This is a genomic window from Streptomyces sp. NPDC107559 (assembly GCF_055657365.1).
In genome coordinates this window covers 898,524-914,988 of record NZ_JBVKBD010000002.1, presented here as the reverse complement: position 1 = coordinate 914,988, position 16,465 = coordinate 898,524, and the positions used below count along the sequence as shown (strand labels likewise).

Annotated in this window: 14 protein-coding genes and 1 pseudogene; 6 read left to right on the top strand and 9 right to left on the bottom strand. The window is 73.2% G+C overall.

The window, feature by feature from the left end; genetic code table 11:
• Positions 1-21: 21 nt before the first annotated feature.
• Both ACZ7OY_RS10505 and ACZ7OY_RS10500 read right to left on the bottom strand, forming a co-directional pair.
• Positions 22-684, bottom strand: coding sequence for a response regulator transcription factor (locus tag ACZ7OY_RS10505; RefSeq protein ID WP_189715754.1), 663 nt, complete (start codon positions 682-684; stop codon positions 22-24).
• A gap of 263 nt (positions 685-947) precedes the next feature.
• Positions 948-1,622: a DUF3000 domain-containing protein gene (locus ACZ7OY_RS10500; protein WP_469395818.1), complete on the bottom strand. Its 675-nt coding sequence runs from the start codon at positions 1,620-1,622 to the stop codon at positions 948-950.
• Between the two features lie 268 nt (positions 1,623-1,890).
• Here ACZ7OY_RS10500 and hemE point away from each other — a divergent pair, with 268 nt between their 5' ends.
• Positions 1,891-2,958, top strand: a complete 1,068-nt coding sequence (gene hemE / locus ACZ7OY_RS10495) for a uroporphyrinogen decarboxylase (protein WP_471911028.1) — start codon at positions 1,891-1,893, stop codon at positions 2,956-2,958.
• 6 nt (positions 2,959-2,964) lie between these two features.
• Here the strand turns inward: hemE and ACZ7OY_RS10490 are convergent, their stop codons facing one another.
• The gene (locus ACZ7OY_RS10490; RefSeq protein WP_471911027.1) at positions 2,965-3,789 is read right to left on the bottom strand and encodes a rhomboid family intramembrane serine protease; all 825 of its coding nucleotides are present in this window, start codon (positions 3,787-3,789) and stop codon (positions 2,965-2,967) included.
• A 140-nt stretch (positions 3,790-3,929) separates the two neighbouring features.
• On the opposite strand from ACZ7OY_RS10490, the gene ACZ7OY_RS10485 reads away from it, so the two are divergent.
• Positions 3,930-4,235, top strand: coding sequence for a hypothetical protein (locus ACZ7OY_RS10485; protein WP_471911026.1), 306 nt, complete (start codon positions 3,930-3,932; stop codon positions 4,233-4,235).
• Positions 4,236-4,349: 114 nt separating this feature from the next.
• Here ACZ7OY_RS10485 and ACZ7OY_RS10480 read toward each other — a convergent pair whose 3' ends face one another.
• Both ACZ7OY_RS10480 and ACZ7OY_RS10475 read right to left on the bottom strand, forming a co-directional pair.
• Positions 4,350-5,738 carry an FAD-dependent oxidoreductase gene (locus ACZ7OY_RS10480; RefSeq protein WP_471911210.1) on the bottom strand — a complete coding sequence of 463 codons (1,389 nt, stop codon included), beginning with the start codon at positions 5,736-5,738 and terminating at the stop codon, positions 4,350-4,352.
• 136 nt (positions 5,739-5,874) lie between these two features.
• Positions 5,875-6,894 (bottom strand): DUF4349 domain-containing protein, encoded by a 1,020-nt coding sequence (locus tag ACZ7OY_RS10475; protein ID WP_471911025.1) that lies wholly within the window; start codon positions 6,892-6,894, stop codon positions 5,875-5,877.
• Between the two features lie 221 nt (positions 6,895-7,115).
• Between ACZ7OY_RS10475 and hemG the strand changes: the two genes are divergently transcribed.
• Positions 7,116-8,576 (top strand): protoporphyrinogen oxidase, encoded by a 1,461-nt coding sequence (hemG, locus tag ACZ7OY_RS10470; RefSeq protein ID WP_471911024.1) that lies wholly within the window; start codon positions 7,116-7,118, stop codon positions 8,574-8,576.
• Between the two features lie 4 nt (positions 8,577-8,580).
• Positions 8,581-9,312, top strand: a complete 732-nt coding sequence (gene hemQ / locus ACZ7OY_RS10465) for a hydrogen peroxide-dependent heme synthase (protein ID WP_351612320.1) — start codon at positions 8,581-8,583, stop codon at positions 9,310-9,312.
• Positions 9,313-9,402: 90 nt separating this feature from the next.
• Here hemQ and ACZ7OY_RS10460 read toward each other — a convergent pair whose 3' ends face one another.
• On the bottom strand, positions 9,403-11,070 hold the full coding sequence (locus tag ACZ7OY_RS10460) for an alpha/beta hydrolase (protein WP_471911023.1): 1,668 nt from the start codon (positions 11,068-11,070) through the stop codon (positions 9,403-9,405).
• 118 nt (positions 11,071-11,188) lie between these two features.
• On the opposite strand from ACZ7OY_RS10460, the pseudogene ACZ7OY_RS10455 reads away from it, so the two are divergent.
• Positions 11,189-11,366, top strand: a pseudogene (locus tag ACZ7OY_RS10455) (right-handed parallel beta-helix repeat-containing protein); the annotation flags it as partial.
• Positions 11,367-11,470: 104 nt separating this feature from the next.
• Here ACZ7OY_RS10455 and ACZ7OY_RS10450 read toward each other — a convergent pair.
• Positions 11,471-12,775: an alginate lyase family protein gene (locus ACZ7OY_RS10450; protein ID WP_471911022.1), complete on the bottom strand. Its 1,305-nt coding sequence runs from the start codon at positions 12,773-12,775 to the stop codon at positions 11,471-11,473.
• Positions 12,776-13,039: 264 nt separating this feature from the next.
• On the opposite strand from ACZ7OY_RS10450, the gene ACZ7OY_RS10445 reads away from it, so the two are divergent.
• A complete protein-coding gene (locus ACZ7OY_RS10445; RefSeq protein WP_471911021.1) occupies positions 13,040-14,749 on the top strand; it encodes a glycosyl hydrolase family 28-related protein in 1,710 nt (569 codons plus the stop codon).
• Positions 14,750-14,794: 45 nt separating this feature from the next.
• On the opposite strand, the gene ACZ7OY_RS10440 is transcribed toward ACZ7OY_RS10445, so the two are convergent.
• Both ACZ7OY_RS10440 and ACZ7OY_RS10435 read right to left on the bottom strand, forming a co-directional pair.
• The gene (locus ACZ7OY_RS10440; protein WP_471911020.1) at positions 14,795-15,571 is read right to left on the bottom strand and encodes a TIGR04222 domain-containing membrane protein; all 777 of its coding nucleotides are present in this window, start codon (positions 15,569-15,571) and stop codon (positions 14,795-14,797) included.
• A 79-nt stretch (positions 15,572-15,650) separates the two neighbouring features.
• On the bottom strand, positions 15,651-16,433 hold the full coding sequence (locus tag ACZ7OY_RS10435) for a DUF4142 domain-containing protein (RefSeq protein ID WP_471911019.1): 783 nt from the start codon (positions 16,431-16,433) through the stop codon (positions 15,651-15,653).
• Positions 16,434-16,465 lie beyond the last annotated feature (32 nt).

The window sequence follows — 16,465 nt, the reverse complement described above, 5'->3', positions numbered from 1 at the left end:
ATCGGTATGCGGTCGTGATGGTCAGTGGATGATGCCGGTCCGCAGCGCCACCGCGACCATCCCGGCGCGGTCGCCCGTGCCGAGCTTGCGGGCGATACGGGCGAGGTGGCTCTTGACGGTCAGCGCGGACAGGCCCATGGAGACGCCGATCGCCTTGTTCGACTGGCCCTCCGCGACCAGTCGCAGCACCTCGACCTCGCGTCCGGACAGTTCGCGGTAGCCGCCCGGGTGGCTCGGGGCACCCGGGGGGCGGCGGTGCAGGCGGGCGGCGGCTGAGCCGATGGGGGCGGCACCGGGGCGGGTGGGGAGCCCGACATTGGTGCGGGTGCCGGTGACGACGTAGCCCTTGACGCCGCCCGCGAGGGCGTTGCGCACGGCGCCGATGTCGTCGGCGGCGGAGAGGGCGAGGCCGTTGGGCCAGCCCGCCGCGCGGGTCTCGGACAGGAGGGTGAGGCCGGAGCCGTCGGGCAGATGGACGTCGGCGACGCAGATGTCACGGGGGTTGCCGATGCGGGGACGAGCCTCCGCGATGGACGAGGCCTCGATGACGTCGCGCACACCGAGCGCCCACAGGTGGCGGGTGACGGTGGAGCGGACGCGGGGGTCGGCCACGACCACCATGGCGGTGGGCTTGTTCGGGCGGTAGGCGACCAGGCTTGCAGGCTGCTCGAGGAGAACGGACACCAGGCCTCCTGGGTGGGGGACGGTACCGGCTCGTGGGGATGAAGCCGGGACGAACCGTGCTTTCAAGGTCACAGTCGTCTTCGGCACCAAACCCGGCGTCCTTTAGGAAATGATCACGATCTAGTGAGTAACAATACGTCCAATTCGGACACGCGAGCGATCATCCGAAGATCGAATCGTTTCGGTCGAAGCCGCTTGGTTGTCTGAAAGTGGCCGTATCGACAAAGAGATCATCAAAACGGGCGAGGGAACGGGCCAAGAGGTCACCGGGACTGCGGCCCCCGTCGCTGAGGCAGCGTCACCACCGACGCGTCGCCGGGACCGGCCGGCGGCAGCCCCGCCACCTGGGCCAGCAGATCGCACCAGGACGCCAGATGGCCCGCGGTGTCCGGGACCCCGCCCAGGCCCTCCCGGGGCGTCCACGACGCGCGGATCTCGATCTGGGAGGCCGCGGGGCGGGCCGACAGCCCGCCGAAGTAGTGGGAGCTCGCGCGCGTGACGGTGCCGCTCGGCTCGCCGTACCCGAGGCCACGCGCCTGGAGCGCGCCCGTCAGCCACGACCAGCACACCTCGGGCAGCAGCGGGTCGGCGGCCATCTCCGCCTCCAGCTCCGCGCGCACCAGCGTCACCAGCCGGAAGGTGCCCTGCCAGGCGTCGTGCCCGGCGGGGTCGTGCAGCAGCACCAGCCGGCCGTCGGCCAGTTCCTGGTCGCCGTCGACGACCGCCGCCTCCAGCGCGTACGTGAACGGCGCCAGCCGCTGCGGGGCCGGCGTCGGCTCGATCTCGATCTGCGGTCGCAGCCGCGCGGTTCTCAGCGCGTCCACCGCGGCCCGGAAGGGCGGCGGAGCCGCGTTCGCGTGTGAGGCGTCCTCCCCGGTGTCCTTCGCGTCGTCCATCTCGCCAGCGCCGTCCGACAGTCGTCCCTGAGCCGCAGCCATGCGGGGAAGATTAAGGGGAACGGGGGCTTCGTGCAGAGCAAGACACCCCCATGGCCCCTTGCGCCCCCGCGTACGACACCATGCACCCCCGCGTGCACCCCGTCGCCCCGCCCCGTCGCGCCCCCGCCCCGCCGCGCCCCCGGCCCGCACCTCGCTCGCGCCCCGGCCCGCATCTCGTCCCGCACCTCGTCCGCGCCCCGGCCCGTGCGTGGTCCCGCGTCCCGTACTCCGGACCGGGGCGCTCCGCCGTCGTGCGAGACTTGCCGTCGTGAGTGCGAACGGAAGCCCCGCGGGCCAGCAGCCGACAGCGACGTACGACAGCCCCTTCCTGAAGGCGTGCAGGCGTGAGCCCGTGCCGCACACGCCCGTGTGGTTCATGCGGCAGGCCGGGCGTTCCCTGCCGGAGTACCGCAAGGTGCGCCAGGGCGTTCCGATGCTGGAGTCCTGCATGCGCCCCGAGCTGGTCACCGAGATCACGCTCCAGCCGGTGCGCCGGCACGACGTGGACGCGGCGATCTTCTTCAGCGACATCGTCGTCCCGCTCAAGGCCATCGGTGTCGACCTCGACATCAAGCCCGGCGTCGGCCCGGTCGTCGAGCGCCCGATCCGCACCCGCGCCGACCTGGCGCAGCTTCGCGACCTGACGCCCGACGACGTGCCCTACGTCATCGAGGCGATCGGCCTGCTCACCCGCGAGCTCGGCTCGACCCCGCTGATCGGTTTCGCGGGCGCTCCGTTCACCCTCGCGAGCTACCTCGTCGAGGGCGGCCCGTCGCGCACGTACGAGAACGCCAAGGCGATGATGTACGGCGACCCCGAGCTCTGGGCCGACCTGCTCGACCGTCTCGCCGACATCACCTCCGCCTTCCTGAAGGTGCAGATCGAGGCGGGCGCGAGCGCGGTCCAGCTCTTCGACTCCTGGGCCGGCGCGCTGGCCCCGGCGGACTACCGGCGCTCGGTGATGGCCGCCTCCGCGAAGGTGTTCCGCGCGGTCGAGGGGTACGGCGTCCCCCGCATCCACTTCGGCGTCGGCACCGGCGAGCTGCTCGGCCTGATGGGCGAGGCGGGCGCGGACGTCGTCGGCGTCGACTGGCGGGTGCCGCTGGACGAGGCCGTCCGCCGGGTCGGACCGGGCAAGGCGCTCCAGGGCAACCTGGACCCGACCGTCCTGTTCGCCGGCCGCGACGCCGTCGAGGCCAAGACGCGTGAGGTCCTCGACGCGGCCGCGGACCTGGAGGGACACATCTTCAACCTCGGCCACGGAGTCATGCCGTCCACCGACCCGGACGCGCTCACCCGGCTCGTGGAGTACGTCCACACCCGCACCGCCCGCTGAGGCACCTCACCAGGAGTGCCGGGGCCGCGCCCGCCTGCCGAACAGCAGGCCGCGCGGCTCCGGAGGCGGTGGTGTGCCGGGCCGCAGCGGCCAGGCGAGCAGCATCCCGGTGAGGAAACCGACGATGTGCGCCGCGTACGCCACCGTGCCCACCTCGGAGACGCCCTCGCCGGACGAGTACACCGCCTGGAGCACGAACCAGAAACCGAGCACCAGCCAGGCCGGCAGCCGCAGCGGCAGGAAGACCAGGAACGGGACGAGCACCCACACCCGTGCCCTCGGATACAGCACCAGATAGGCGCCCAGTACGCCGGCGATCGCCCCCGACGCGCCGATCAGCGGGTCGGCCGACGCGTCGTTGAGCAGCGCGAAGCCGTACGAGGCCGCATAGCCGCAGGCGACGTAGAACAGCGTGAAGCGGATGTGCCCCATGCGGTCCTCGATGTTGTTCCCGAAGATCAGCAGGAACAGCATGTTGCCCAGCAGATGCAGCCAGCTGCCGTGCAGGAACATCGCGGTGAACACGGACAGCGGCGGGGACTTGGCGTAGCCCGGCGGGCCGACCAGGCAGCCCGGCCCCTGCGCACCGACCCCGACGGCGCCGGTGGGTACGGTCCCCGGCAGCTGATGGTGGATCAATTCCCGTGGCACCGCCGCGTAGTGGTCCAGGAACGCGTGCAGCTGACAGAGCCGGGACAGGTGGTCGCCGGCCCCCGCGGAGCCGGCGAGGCCCGGCGTGAACAGGAACACCAGGACGTTCGCGGCGATCAGCGCGTACGTCACCCAGGGGGTGCCGCGCACCGGGTTGACGTCGTGCACGGGGATGACCACAAGGGACTACTGCCCGCGGAAGGCCGGACGAACCGGTGGACGACGGACCGGTGAACAGCGGCGTCCGTACATGCGTATGAGTCGTCAACCGCCCGCGGTGCGGGGAAGGCGTGACGCGGGGACGACGTGAGGATCAGGCGATGAACGACGGAGTGACCGCTCAGGCTCTGCCCGCGATCCACGCACTGCCGGACGGCGAGGCGGAGATCTCGCTGGTGGTGCGGCTGCCGTGGGAGGACGTTGCCCGGCTGGGCCAGGAGGCGGGGCGGCTCGCCGCGCAGCTGAAGCGGCCGGTGACCCTGGACGAGGCGGTCGGCAACCGGCTGCGGACCGTCAGGCCCTCGGCGGCGCACGCGCGGCCGGCCGGCGAGCAGCCGGCCGCGACCGCCACCACGGCCACGACCGCGTCCGTGGCCTCGCTGCCCCGGATCACCGGGACGGCCTGAGCGCTCCGTACCGGGCCCCGGATCAGCGGGGCGGCCTGAGCGCTCCGTACCGGGCCCCGGATCACCGGGACGGTCCGGGCGCACCGCCCCGACAGTGGCGGCGCACCCGGGCACTCAGGCGGGGCGCACCTTGGCGGCCGCCTTGCGGGCGGCCACCAGCACCGGGTCCCACACAGGGGAGAAGGGCGGCGCGTACCCCAGGTCCAGGGCCGTCATCTGCTCCACCGTCAGGCCGGCCGTGAGGGCCACCGCGGCGATGTCGACCCGCTTCGCCGCGCCCTCCCGGCCGACGATCTGCACGCCGAGCAGCCGTCCCGTACGGCGCTCGGCGAGCATCTTCACCGTCATGAGCGAGGCGCCCGGGTAGTAGCCCGCCCTGCTGGTCGACTCGATGGTGACCGCCTCGAAGCGCAGCCCGACCCGGTGCGCGTCCTTCTCGCGCAGCCCCGTGCGCGCGATCTCCAGGTCGCAGACCTTGCTCACCGCCGTGCCGACGACGCCGGGGAAGGTGGCGTAGCCGCCGCCCGCGTTGGTGCCGATGACCTGGCCGTGCTTGTTGGCGTGGGTGCCGAGCGCGATGTGCCGCTCCTGTCCCGAGACGAGGTCCAGCACCTCCACGCAGTCGCCGCCCGCCCAGATGTTCTCGTGGCCGCGCACCCGCATCGCCAGGTCGGTCAGCAGGCCGTGGTGGCGGCCCAGGGGCAGTCCGGCGGCCCGCGCGAGGGACGTCTCCGGGCGTACCCCGATACCGAGCACGACCACGTCGGCCGGGTACTCCGCGTCCTCGGTGACCACCGCCCGCACCCGCCCGTCGTCGCCGGTGAGCACCTTGGTGACCTCGGCGTCGTTGACCATGGTGATGCCGAGGCCCTCCATCGCCCGGTGCACCAGGCGGCCCATGTCGGGATCCAGCGTCGACATGGGCTCCTTGCCGCGGTTGAGGACCGTCACCCCGTAGCCCCGGTTGATGAGCGCCTCGGCCATCTCCACGCCGATGTAGCCGGCGCCGACGACCACCGCGCGCCGGCCGCGCGTGCCCGCCAGGGTGTCGAGCAGGGCCTGGCCGTCGTCGAGGGTCTGGACCCCGTGGACCCCCGGGGCGTCCATGCCCGGCATCTCCGGACGCACCGGCCGGGCCCCGGTCGCGATCACGAGTTTGTCGTACGACGTCCAGGACTCGGCGCCGGTGTCCACGTCACGCGCGCGCACCCGCTGCCCGGCCGTGTCGATCTCCATGACCTCGGTGCGCATCCGCAGATCGATCGCACGCCCGCGGTGCTCCTCGGGCGTGCGGGCGATCAGTTGGTCGCGTCCGGTGACGTCGCCGCCCACCCAGTAGGGGATGCCGCACGCCGAGTAGGACGCGAAGTGGCCGCGTTCGAAGGCCACGATCTCCAGCTCGTCCGGACCTCTGAGTCGGCGGGCCTGGGACGCCGCGGACATTCCCGCGGCGTCGCCGCCGATCACGACCAGTCGCTCTGCCCGAGGGCTCACACGGCTCATGCTCATACGAACACGCTACGGGTGATGGGCATTTCGGCGCTGCCCGACTTGCCAGGCCGGACCTGTCCCGGCCCGACCCGGTGCTGCCCGGCTCGGTGCTGCCCGGCCCGCTCCGGTCCGGCTCGGTGCCGTCGGTTCAGTGCTGATCGGGTCCGTTCAGGGCCGGTTCGTTGCTGCCGGGTCCGGTCAGGGCCGGTGCGGTCCGGTTCCGGCGCCGGGGCCGGATCAGGCGCAGCCACGCCAGCACCAGCAGCGCCGCCACGGCCACGAACGGCAGGGCCGCGCCGAACGCCACCGCGAGCCAGCGCAGCATCGTCACGAACGCTCCCCAGCCGCCCGCGAGCGCGTCCACGAACCCGGGGTCCTCGTCCTTCTTCTCGGGCTTCGGCACCGGCTTCTCGAAGAGGGAGAGCGTGATGGTGGCCATGCTCGTCCGGTCCTTCAGGGACGCCTGCTGGGCCAGCAGCGACTCCAGATCGGCCTCGCGGGAGCTCAGTTCGCCCTCCAGGGTGACCACGTCGGAGAGTTTGTCGGCCCGGTCCATCAGCTCGCGGATGCGGGCCACGCTGGCGCGCTGCGACTTGACCCGGCTGTCCACGTCGACGACCTGGTCGGTGACGTCCTGCGCCTTCGCGGTGCGCTCCAGGAGCTTGCCCGTGCCCTCCAGACCGGCGAGGACCTCGTCGTACCGGTCGACCGGTACGCGCAGCACGACCCGGGTGTGCTCGCCGCCGTCCTCGTCCCGGGTGGTGGTCTCGTCGCCGACGTAGCCGCCCGCGTCCTCGGTGGTGGTGCGGGCCTTGTCCAGGGCCTTCGTGGCGTCCTTGACCTGCACGGTCAGCGTGGCGGTGCGGATGATGCGGCTGGTGGACAGAACCGGCGGCGTGCCGGCCTTCGCACCGTCGCTCCGGCCGGTGTCCGCGGCGCCCGCCTGGGCCTCCGCACCGGAGGCCGGCTGCGCCTCGGGCCCGGCCGCCGCCTTGGCGTCGGAACTGCTCGCGCTCTTGTCGTCCGCACCCGCGCTGCATCCCGCGAGGGCCACGGCGGAGGCGAGCAGCAACCCGGCCAGGGCCCGGGCGGTGCGCCGGGCGGACGGCGGCGCGGAACGCCGTGCGGAGCGTGGGGCGGGATACGGGGCGGGCTGTCGTGCGGGCATGTGGGTCTCCCCCCGGGGTGGTGACGACTGACGCTCCTTCGACGCCGGAGCCTCCCGGGACGTTTGCGGCGGCCGGTCGCGATGCGGTCACGGTCCGGACTCGTCCAGGACACCGGGGCCCCGCGGGGCTGCCGGAGGGCCCCGAGGGAGTGCCCGAAGGGCCGCGCGGGAGTGCCGAACGGCTCTGAGGGAGTGTCGGAGGGCTCTGAGAGAGTGGGGTCATGAGCGCAACGGATACGGGTACGGACACGGAGCATGTCGTCGTCGTAGGGGCCGGGATCGCCGGGCTGGCCGCCGCCCACCGGCTGCTGGAGCGCGGGGCGCGCGTGACCGTGCTGGAGGCGTCCGGCCGGGTCGGCGGCAAGCTGCTGCCGGGCAGGATCGCGGGCGTGCGCGTCGACCTCGGCGCCGAGTCGATGCTGGCCCGCAGACCGGAGGCGGTGGAGCTGGCCCGCGAGGTGGGTCTGGCCGACCACCTCCAGCCGCCGGCCACCGCGACCGCCTCGATCTGGACCCGGGGCGCCCTGCGGCCGATGCCCAAGGGCCATGTGATGGGTGTCCCCGGTACCGCCGCCGCGCTGGCCGGGGTGCTGTCCGAGGAAGGCCTCGCCCGTATCGACGACGACGCCCACCTGCCGCGCACCGAGGTCGGCGACGACGTCGCGGTGGGGGAGTACGTGGCGGCCCGGCTCGGCCGCGAGGTCGTCGACCGGCTGGTGGAACCCCTGCTGGGCGGGGTCTACGCGGGCGACGCCTACCGCATCTCGCTGCGCTCGGCCGTCCCCCAGCTCTACCAGGCCGCGCGCACCCACGACTCGCTGACCGAGGCGGTCCGCGAGATCCAGGCGAAGGCGGCGGCGAACCAGCAGACCGGACCCGTCTTCATGGGCATCGCCGGCGGAGTGGGCCGGCTCCCGCTCGCCGTCGCCGAGTCGGTGCGGGCGCGCGGCGGGGAGATCCGGCTGAACACTCCGGTGCGCGGCCTGCACCGCACCGGCGACGGCTGGCGGATCCTGACCGACGGCGGCGCGCAGGAGGCCGACGCCGTGGTCCTCGCGGCCCCCGCCCGCGACACCGCCCGCCTGCTGCGCGACGACTGCCCCGCGGCCGCCGCCGAACTGGACACCGTGGAGTACGCCTCGATGGCCCTGGTCACCCTCGCCTACCGGCGCGACGAGGCGGCCGCCCTGCCCGAGGGCAGCGGCTTCCTCGTTCCGCCGGTGGACGGGCGCACCATCAAGGCCTCGACGTTCGCCTCCCGCAAGTGGGGCTGGATCGCCGACGAGGACCCGGACGTGGTCGTGGTGCGGACCTCGGTCGGACGGCACCACGAGACCGAGATCCTCCAACGCGACGACGCCGCTCTCGTGGCGGTCTCCCGGCACGACCTGAATGCGGCCACCGGCCTCGACGCCGTCCCCCTGGAGACCCGCGTCACCCGCTGGGCCGACGGCCTGCCCCAGTACCCCGTCGGCCACCACGCGCGCGTGGCCCGCGTCCGCGAGCACGTCGCCGCGATCCCGGGCCTGGCGGTGTGCGGCGCGGCGTACGACGGGGTCGGCATCCCGGCCTGTATCGCGAGTGCCTACGCGGCGGTCGACCAGCTGGGCGGCGACCTGCGCGGTGTGCAGGAACTCACCGCCGACCCGGTGCAGAGCCTGCACGGCGGAGCGGGAGAATAGCCGCATGAGTGAAGATGCCCCCACCACCGAGTCCGGCAGGATCCCGAACAAGGGCAAGCTGGCCAAGGACCTCAACGAGGTCATCCGCTACACCCTGTGGTCCGTCTTCCGGCTGAAGGACGTGCTGCCCGAGGACCGCGCGGGCTACGCCGACGAGGTCCAGGAGCTGTTCGACCAGCTCGCCGCCAAGGACGTGACCATCCGCGGCACCTACGACGTGTCCGGCCTGCGCGCCGACGCCGACCTCATGATCTGGTGGCACGCCGAGACCTCCGACCAGCTCCAGGAGGCGTACAACCTCTTCCGCCGGACGAAGCTGGGGCGCGCCCTGGAGCCGGTCTGGTCGAACATGGCGCTGCACCGCCCCGCCGAGTTCAACCGCTCGCACATCCCGGCGTTCCTCGCCGACGAGACGCCCCGCAACTACGTGAGCGTCTACCCCTTCGTGCGCTCCTACGACTGGTACCTGCTGCCCGACGAGGACCGCCGCCGTATGCTCGCGGACCACGGCAAGATGGCGCGCGGCTTCCCGGACGTGCGCGCCAACACGGTCGCCTCGTTCTCCCTCGGCGACTACGAGTGGATGCTGGCCTTCGAGGCCGACGAGCTGTACCGCATCGTCGACCTCATGCGTCACCTGCGTGCCTCCGAGGCGCGGATGCACGTCCGCGAGGAGGTCCCCTTCTACACGGGCCGCCGCAAGGACATCGCCGAACTGGTCGCGGGCCTGGCCTGAGCCCGGTCGGGGGGCTTCCCACTCGGGCAAGCCCCCGGACCCCGGCGCGCGGCCGCCGGTCGGCTGCTGACGAATCCCGGCGGCCGGCCGTCAGCCCCGCACCGGCGTCGACCTCGTGGCCGACTGCGACTTCCGGCCCGCCTTCGCGCCTGCCTTCGCGCCCGCCTTCGGGGTCGCCTCAGGGGTCGGTACCGGCTCCGGGTGCGGTGCGCAGGACGCGCGCCGGTCCGGCAGCCGGTCCTCCAGCAGATACGCCTCCAGATGGCCGTTGACGCAGCGGTTGGGACCGCCGGCGACGCCGTGCGTGCCGGCGTCCCGCTCGGTCACCAGCACCGAGCCCGCCAGCCGCCGGTGCAGCTCCAGAGCGCCGTCGTAGGGTGCGGCCGCGTCCCGCTCGGAGGCCAGGATCAGCGTCTGCGGCAGCTCACCGGGACCGGTCCGCACATCCAGCGGCTGCTGCCGCGGCACCGGCCAGTAGGCACACGGCAGGTTCGTCCAGGCGTTGTCCCAGGTCTCGAACGGCGCCACCCGCGCGAGCCGTGTGTTGTCGCGGTCCCACACCTTCCAGTCCGTCGGCCAGGGCGCGTCGTTGCACTCCACGGCCGTGTAGACGGCGCTCGAATTCTCCGCCGCGGCGGCCGCCCGCGTGACCGGCGCCGCCTGGGCGATCAGCGGCCGCGGGTCGCCCTTCAGATACGCCGACAGCGCCGCGGCACGCGAGGGCCAGTACCTGTCGTAGTACCCGGCCTGCAGGAACGCGTTCTGCAACTGGGCGGGGCCGACCTTCCCGCCGGCCGGCCGGGCGGCCAGCCGGGTCCGCGCCTTCTCGTAGCTGCTCGCCACCGCCGTGGCCGTCGTGCCCAGCCCGTACACGTCGTGGTGGCGGGCGACCCACTCCCGGAAGTCCGTCCAGCGCTCCTCGAACGCCGCCGACTGGGCGAGGTTGTTGCGGTACCAGACCTGCGCGGGATCGGGGTTCACCGCCGCGTCGAACACCATCCGGCCCACGTGCGAGGGGAACAGGGTGGCGTACAGCGCCCCGAAGTAGGAGCCGTACGAGGCGCCCATGAACGTCAGCTTCGGCTCGCCGAGCGCGGCCCGCAGGACGTCCAGGTCACGGGCGTTGTTCAGGGAGGTGTAGTGGCGCAGCGCGCTGCCCGAGCGCTTCGCGCAGCCCTGCGCGTACGCCTTGGCCCGCGCGATGCGCTCCCGCTTGTACGGCTCCGAGGGGTGCACCGGCGCCAGGGCGGGGCCCTTGAAGAACTGCTTGGGGTCCTGGCAGGACAGCGGTGCCGAGCGGCCGACGCCGCGCGGGGCGTAGCCGACCAGGTCGTAGGCCGCCGCGATGCGCTTCCACTGCGGGACCGCGCCGGCCAGCGGGAAGTACATGCCGGAGCCGCCGGGTCCGCCCGGGTTGAAGACCAGGGCGCCCTTGCGCGGCACCCGGCGCTTGCTGTTGTGCGGGTCGCGGTGGGTGGCCTGCACCCGGCTGACGGTCAGTCTGATCTGCTTGCCGTCCGGGCGCGTGTAGTCGAGCGGGACGCTCACCGTGCCGCACCGCAGGTCGTCCGGCGCGTCCGGCAACTCGGTGCAGGCACCGAAGCGGACACCGGTCCCGGCGGCGCGGGCGGCGGCCACCGTGGTGCCCTCGCGCTCGGTCATCACGGCGGGGGCGCCGGTGCTGCCCCCGGCCGGACCGGCGGCGAGGGCGGTCAACAGCAACGACCCGGCGGCCGAGTGGACGACGGCTGCTCTCATCGCGGATCCCTTCGAGGCACGGCGGCGACAAAGGGGATGTTTCGTCGGGGTGCGGGAGAAGGCAAGCACCGCCTGCCGGTGTCGGCGCCAATGCCTCCACACGCCCCCGCCGGGCGCGGGCGCCTACGCGGGCAACTTCAAGGCCACCAACGCGGCCACCGCCGCCTCCCGCATCACCCTCACCGGCTCCGCCCGGGGCGGTGCTCACCGCGAGCGGCGGCTACGGCCTCCACCTCGACGGGGCCTCCTACCGGACCGTCCGCGGCCTGACCGTACACGGTCACGGGCGGCAGGGGGCTGACCGACATCACGGTGACGCCGTGACGCCCGGCAGGCGCCGCCGTGGCCCGTCCCGTGCCGCCGACGGGCCACGGCGGCACGGAACGGGCCGGCGCGAGGGTCAGCCCGCGATCGAGTCGAGCTGCTCGGCGGCCGGCCGCAGTGCCCACAGGTCCCCGTCCGGCGGCTCCTCCAGCGAGGGAACCGCCTTCCTCGCCTCCGCGTCCCCGGCGTCGGCGGCCGCGTGGACGACATCGCTCGCCGCGTACCGGTAGAACTCCAGCTCGGGGTGCGGCCAGGCCGTCCGGCCGGTCGCCGCGGGCAGCAGATAGCGGACCGCCTTGAACAGGCTCTGCCCGTCCGGCCCCTGATGGGCCCACAGATCGACCCCGACGTGTTCCCCGATCGCCGCCAGCCGCGTGTAGGCGACGAGATCGAAGGTCGAGTAGTGCCAGCTCCTGGTGCGGGCGAGCTCCAGCGGCTGGCTGCCGTCCGCCGCGACCTGCGGGTCGATGCGCCTGGCGGCCGCCTCGCGCACCGTGTCGCGGGCCAGCTCCCGGTCCCCGGTGGCGTACGCGAGCCCGGCCACCAGCAGGTCGTAGAAGGTGCCGTGGTTGTTCGCGGCGGCCGCTTCCTGCGCGCCGAAGTCGCTGTTCCTGAGCCATGCAAGGAAGTCGCCGTTCCACTTCCTCATGCCGGCGCGGTCCGTGCCGGTCCAGGAGGGGGCGCCCGCGTCGAGGATCGCGACGGCGTCGAGCACCGCGGTGTACGACTGGGAGAAGTCGATGATGCCGATGGCCCGGCCGTCGTACTTGCACGGGATGAACTGCGCGTGGTCCAGGTCGGGGTTCATGCGGGTGACGGGGTCGAGGAACCAGGTGCGCAGGATCCCGGCGGCCTTGCGCGCGTAGCGCCGGTCACCGGTGTAGTACCAGGCGAGAGCGAGGTCGTAGGTCGAGTCGAAGACCTTCTCCGCGTCCTGGCGGTCGGTGCCGGTGTCCACCTCGGGGTTGCGCTGACCGTCCCGCTGCACGTAGGGGCAGCCCCAGGGGTTGTCGGCGGTGGGCGGTGTGCTCGGCCACCAGTAGGGGGCCTGGCTCAGATAGTCGTGGACGTCTCCGCCCGGAGCGGGCCGGGGTTTGTCGACCACCGTCCAGGGGCCCTCGTCGAGCCAGCCGTCGGCGCGTGCGGTGAGGGTGCGCAGGGCCGACCGGAGCCTGCGGTCGCCCCGGTCGAGGCGTGCCTTGGTCTGCCGGAGCCGGGTGCCGTCGAGGACCGTGGTCCCGGGTGCCGGGCGTCCGACGGGCGCCGGACGCGCGGCGGCGGTCGTGGCCGCCGCCGAGGGGAGGGCGGCGGCCGGGGAGAGGGTGGCGGCGAGAGCGGTCACGGCGGCCAGGACCGTGGCGAGACGAAGCCGGATGGCCATCACATCTCCGTTCATGAGTATGAATGAAGTTCACGCATGAAGGTGCTGAGACATTAAGGCCGGGGTTCGGTGTTGGCAATGGGGGAGCGCGTGCCCGCATCGATGCGGTCGCAGCCTTCTGTGGTCCATACCTTGACGGGTCGTCGGCGATTTCATAACGTCACTGCTGGTTCATGTCCAGGTCGATTATTCATGTACGTGAATGCTGTCGTCGTGATGATCAGGGCGATCCGCGTTCACCCACCGGGAAGGCAGATCCCGCGCATGACTTCAGACAGGCAGCCAGGCCGCCGCGCCGTACTCGGCGGCGCGGTCGGCGCCGCCGCGACGGCGGCCGCGAGCACCCTCCTCGGCGGCACCGCGTCGGCCGTCCCCGCGCACCGGGCCCAGGACCCCGCACACCTCGCCCGAGTCCCGGCGCTGTGGCGCGAGTTCCGTGCCAACCCCTACGCCCATCCGCAGATCCCGTTCGTCGGCCGGGCCGGCCGCGCGGGCGGCGACAGCCGGTTTCCGCGCCGTCCCGTCGTCGCGGACGTCCGCGACTTCGGGGCGCTTCCCGACGGCTCCGCGGACGCGGCACCCGCCATCAACCGGGCCGTCGAGCGCGCGGCCCTGCTCGGCGGGGGAACGGTCCGCATCCCCCCGGGCACCTACCGCGTCGACGACGTCATCCGCGTCGGCCACGACAACGTGGTCCTGCGCGGCGCGGGCAGCGGTCGTACCACTCTGCTCGGCACCCGCAGTCTCCAGGAACTGATCGGCTGGTACGGCAGCCGCTACGGCGGCAACAAGTCCGCCTGGTCCTGGGCCGGCGGCATGATCTGGCTGAGCCCCGCCGACCGGTACCGCAGCCTCACGGCCGCGATCAGGTCGGCTGCCTGGCCGTTCGAGGGCTGGACCGGCAACCGTCGCGACGAATGGCGCACGCTCAGCCCCCTCGGCCGCCCCGCACGGCAGGGGGACTGGCATGTCACCGTCGCCGACACCTCGCCCTTCCGCCGCGGCGACCGCGTCCTGCTCCGTCTGGAGGACGATGCCGGGCACGGCCTGCTGCGGCACATGTGCGGTGACATCGAGGGGGCCGCGGAGTACGCCTGGGACGACAAGACCAAGCTCACCTCCTACGTGCCGTACGAATGGCCCTGCCGCATCGCCGAGGTGGAACCGCGGCACCGGCGCCTGCGCCTGGACCGCCCCCTGCCGCTGGACGCCCGCCCCGAGTGGCGACCGCAGTTGACGACCCTGGTCAGGCCGTTGGTGGGCGCCGGGGTCGAGGGACTCACCCTCGACTTCGTGGAGACCCCGCAGTCCGAGCACCTGCTCGACAGGGGCTACAACGGGGTCGCCCTGCAGTGCGCCTGGGACTGCTGGGTCGACGACGTCACCGTCAACAACGCCGACAACGGCTTCCTGCTGGTCGCGGCGAAGGCCTGCACCCTGCGCGGGACCACGGTCTCCGGCCGCGGCAGCCATCATCCGTACTGCTGCCGCGAGGGCTCCCACGACAACCTGGTGGACACCTTCACCATCAAGCAGCGCACCCGCCCCGCACCTCCGATCACCCAGCTCCACGGCATCAACGTCGAGGGCCTGTCGAGTCACAACGTCTGGACCCGTGGGGTCATGGAGATGGGTACCTTCGACACCCACCGCGGTCTCCCGTTCGCGAACGTCCGTACCGACATCACCCTGGACAACGTCGGACAGCACGGCGGCGACGCCTCCGCCGGTCCCCTCTACGGCGCCCGCTTCACCCACTGGAACGTCACCGTCACCAACGGCCGCGCCGGCCTCGTCAAGATCGACGGGATCGCGCCCCGCAGCGCCACGGTGGCGATCAGCACCGTCGGCGAGTTCGGCCAGATCGACGTGCCGGACTTCACGGGCGACCTGGACACCAGGGCGGACCTGTACGGCCGGCCGGGAGAGGTCCGCCCGGCCAACCTCTACGACGCCCAGCGGTCACCGGGCTGACACTTCGGGGCCCGGACCTCGGCCGACGTGCAGACTTCGAAGCCCTCAGTCGTGCCAGTGCGGTGTGCGCTGCTCGAAGGCCGCCCGCAGTTCGGGCTCGCCGACGGCCCGGACCCCGCGCACCGCGACCGACGTGAGGTAGGTGCGGTCGTCGCCGGGGCCGCCGCCCTGCTGCACCAGGGCACCCAGCAGCCGCTGCCCGGCCGGGGAGGCCCAGCGCGAGTACGGGTGGACCTCGACCCGCGCGATCACGAGGCAGCTCAGGGTGAGCGTGAGGGGCAGCGCGAACCAGAGGGCGACCAGGGTGCGCGGCATGTCCGCCTGGCCGGGCATCGACAGCGCGACGGCGCCCAGCGCCAGTACGGCCAGCGCGGCGGCCCGCACCTGGCGGACGCCCGCCGCCACCGTCGTACGAGCCCCGTCGGGTACGGCCAGGCCCGCGCTCACCAGCCGGTCGGCAAGGCTGCGCACCGCGTCGGCGGCGGCCGCTCCGGCCCGTACGGGCGCTATGCGCGACTGGCCCCCGGGGCCGATCGCCCCGAGGACGGACCGCTCCATGTCGTCCCGCCCGCGCGGATCGACGACGGTCGCCCAGCCGGTGTGCGCGAGCAGCAGCCGGCGCTGACGGGCCATCGACACCAGGGTCAGCTCGGCGACCCGAGCGGGCCCGCCGGACAGGAACGCGGCTTCGTACAGCGTCAGATCGTGGGTCCCGTCCGGGTCCGTGTCGACGGCGGCCGCGCGAACGGCGGCCAGGCACAGACGGGTGCACGAGACGGCGGCCACGGCCCATGCCACAAGCAGGAAAAGAACCCAGAACATGCCGTGTTTCTATGCCAAGGGCACCGGGAGGCGCCATGCCCTGTTCACGATCCGGACGCAGTGTTGTGGGTGGGTGACGTCACGGCGGCGGGCCGGAAGTGGCCGGCGGCAGGGGATAGGCCGGGGAGGCGCTCGGGCCCGGCGCGGTCGCAACCCCGCCCGCGGGGTCGGTCGTCGGGTCGAGCGGTATGGGGAAGTGGGTGACCGCCGGCGGGGTGCCCGTGCCGTCCAGCTCCCGGGCCAGGGCGTCGAAGTCGACGTCCCCGGTGGCCTCCAGAACCCTGATGTGGTCCAGCTCGGTCGTGATCGCGACGTCGGCGAGGTCACGCACCAGGGAGTTGCGGGTACCGGCCCGCACCTGGGCGGCGAGCGTGAACATCCGGCCGTGCGCGAGCCGCAGGACGTCGGCGAACCCGCGGTCGTAGTTTGTGCCCCTCGCCGCGTCCAACTCCGCCAGCCAGGAACGCTGTTGCGCGTCGGGTTCGTCGGGCGGCACGAGCCCCAGCCGCGCGGTGACGGCACGCACCATCGCGTCCAGGCGGGTGTGCCCCTCGGCCAGCTGCTCCCCAGCCGTCCGTACGGCCTGCGTGGTGCCCTTGTGCCGGGCCTGTTGTGCCGCGGGCAGCTCCCACAGGCCCGCCAGCCGGAGCTTCGTGACGAAGTCGCGGTCGAGACCGGACAGCGGTCCGTACCGTGTCGGCACGGTCTGTGAGCCGAGCACGTCCACACCGGCCGGGGGCCGGTCGGTGTACGACCAGACCGGGTAGAGCAGCGCGCACATGGTGGCGGCAAGGCAGACGATGATGAGGCCGGTGCCGCTGAACACGCCTCTGCCGCGCACGGGGGGTCGGGGTCGTCGCATGGTGCCTCCTGTTGCGGCACCGCACGCTAACC

Coding starts and splice junctions, on each gene's coding strand:
- ACZ7OY_RS10500 (WP_469395818.1), bottom strand. CDS start 1,622: ATGGCTGCGGCTCAGGGACGACTGTCGGACGGCGCTGGCGAGATGGAC.
- ACZ7OY_RS10485 (WP_471911026.1), top strand. CDS start 3,930: ATGAACGACGGAGTGACCGCTCAGGCTCTGCCCGCGATCCACGCACTG.
- ACZ7OY_RS10480 (WP_471911210.1), bottom strand. CDS start 5,738: ATGAGCCGTGTGAGCCCTCGGGCAGAGCGACTGGTCGTGATCGGCGGC.
- ACZ7OY_RS10475 (WP_471911025.1), bottom strand. CDS start 6,894: ATGCCCGCACGACAGCCCGCCCCGTATCCCGCCCCACGCTCCGCACGG.
- hemG (WP_471911024.1), top strand. CDS start 7,116: ATGAGCGCAACGGATACGGGTACGGACACGGAGCATGTCGTCGTCGTA.
- hemQ (WP_351612320.1), top strand. CDS start 8,581: ATGAGTGAAGATGCCCCCACCACCGAGTCCGGCAGGATCCCGAACAAG.
- ACZ7OY_RS10460 (WP_471911023.1), bottom strand. CDS start 11,070: ATGAGAGCAGCCGTCGTCCACTCGGCCGCCGGGTCGTTGCTGTTGACC.
- ACZ7OY_RS10450 (WP_471911022.1), bottom strand. CDS start 12,775: ATGGCCATCCGGCTTCGTCTCGCCACGGTCCTGGCCGCCGTGACCGCT.
- ACZ7OY_RS10445 (WP_471911021.1), top strand. CDS start 13,040: ATGACTTCAGACAGGCAGCCAGGCCGCCGCGCCGTACTCGGCGGCGCG.
- ACZ7OY_RS10440 (WP_471911020.1), bottom strand. CDS start 15,571: ATGTTCTGGGTTCTTTTCCTGCTTGTGGCATGGGCCGTGGCCGCCGTC.
- ACZ7OY_RS10435 (WP_471911019.1), bottom strand. CDS start 16,433: ATGCGACGACCCCGACCCCCCGTGCGCGGCAGAGGCGTGTTCAGCGGC.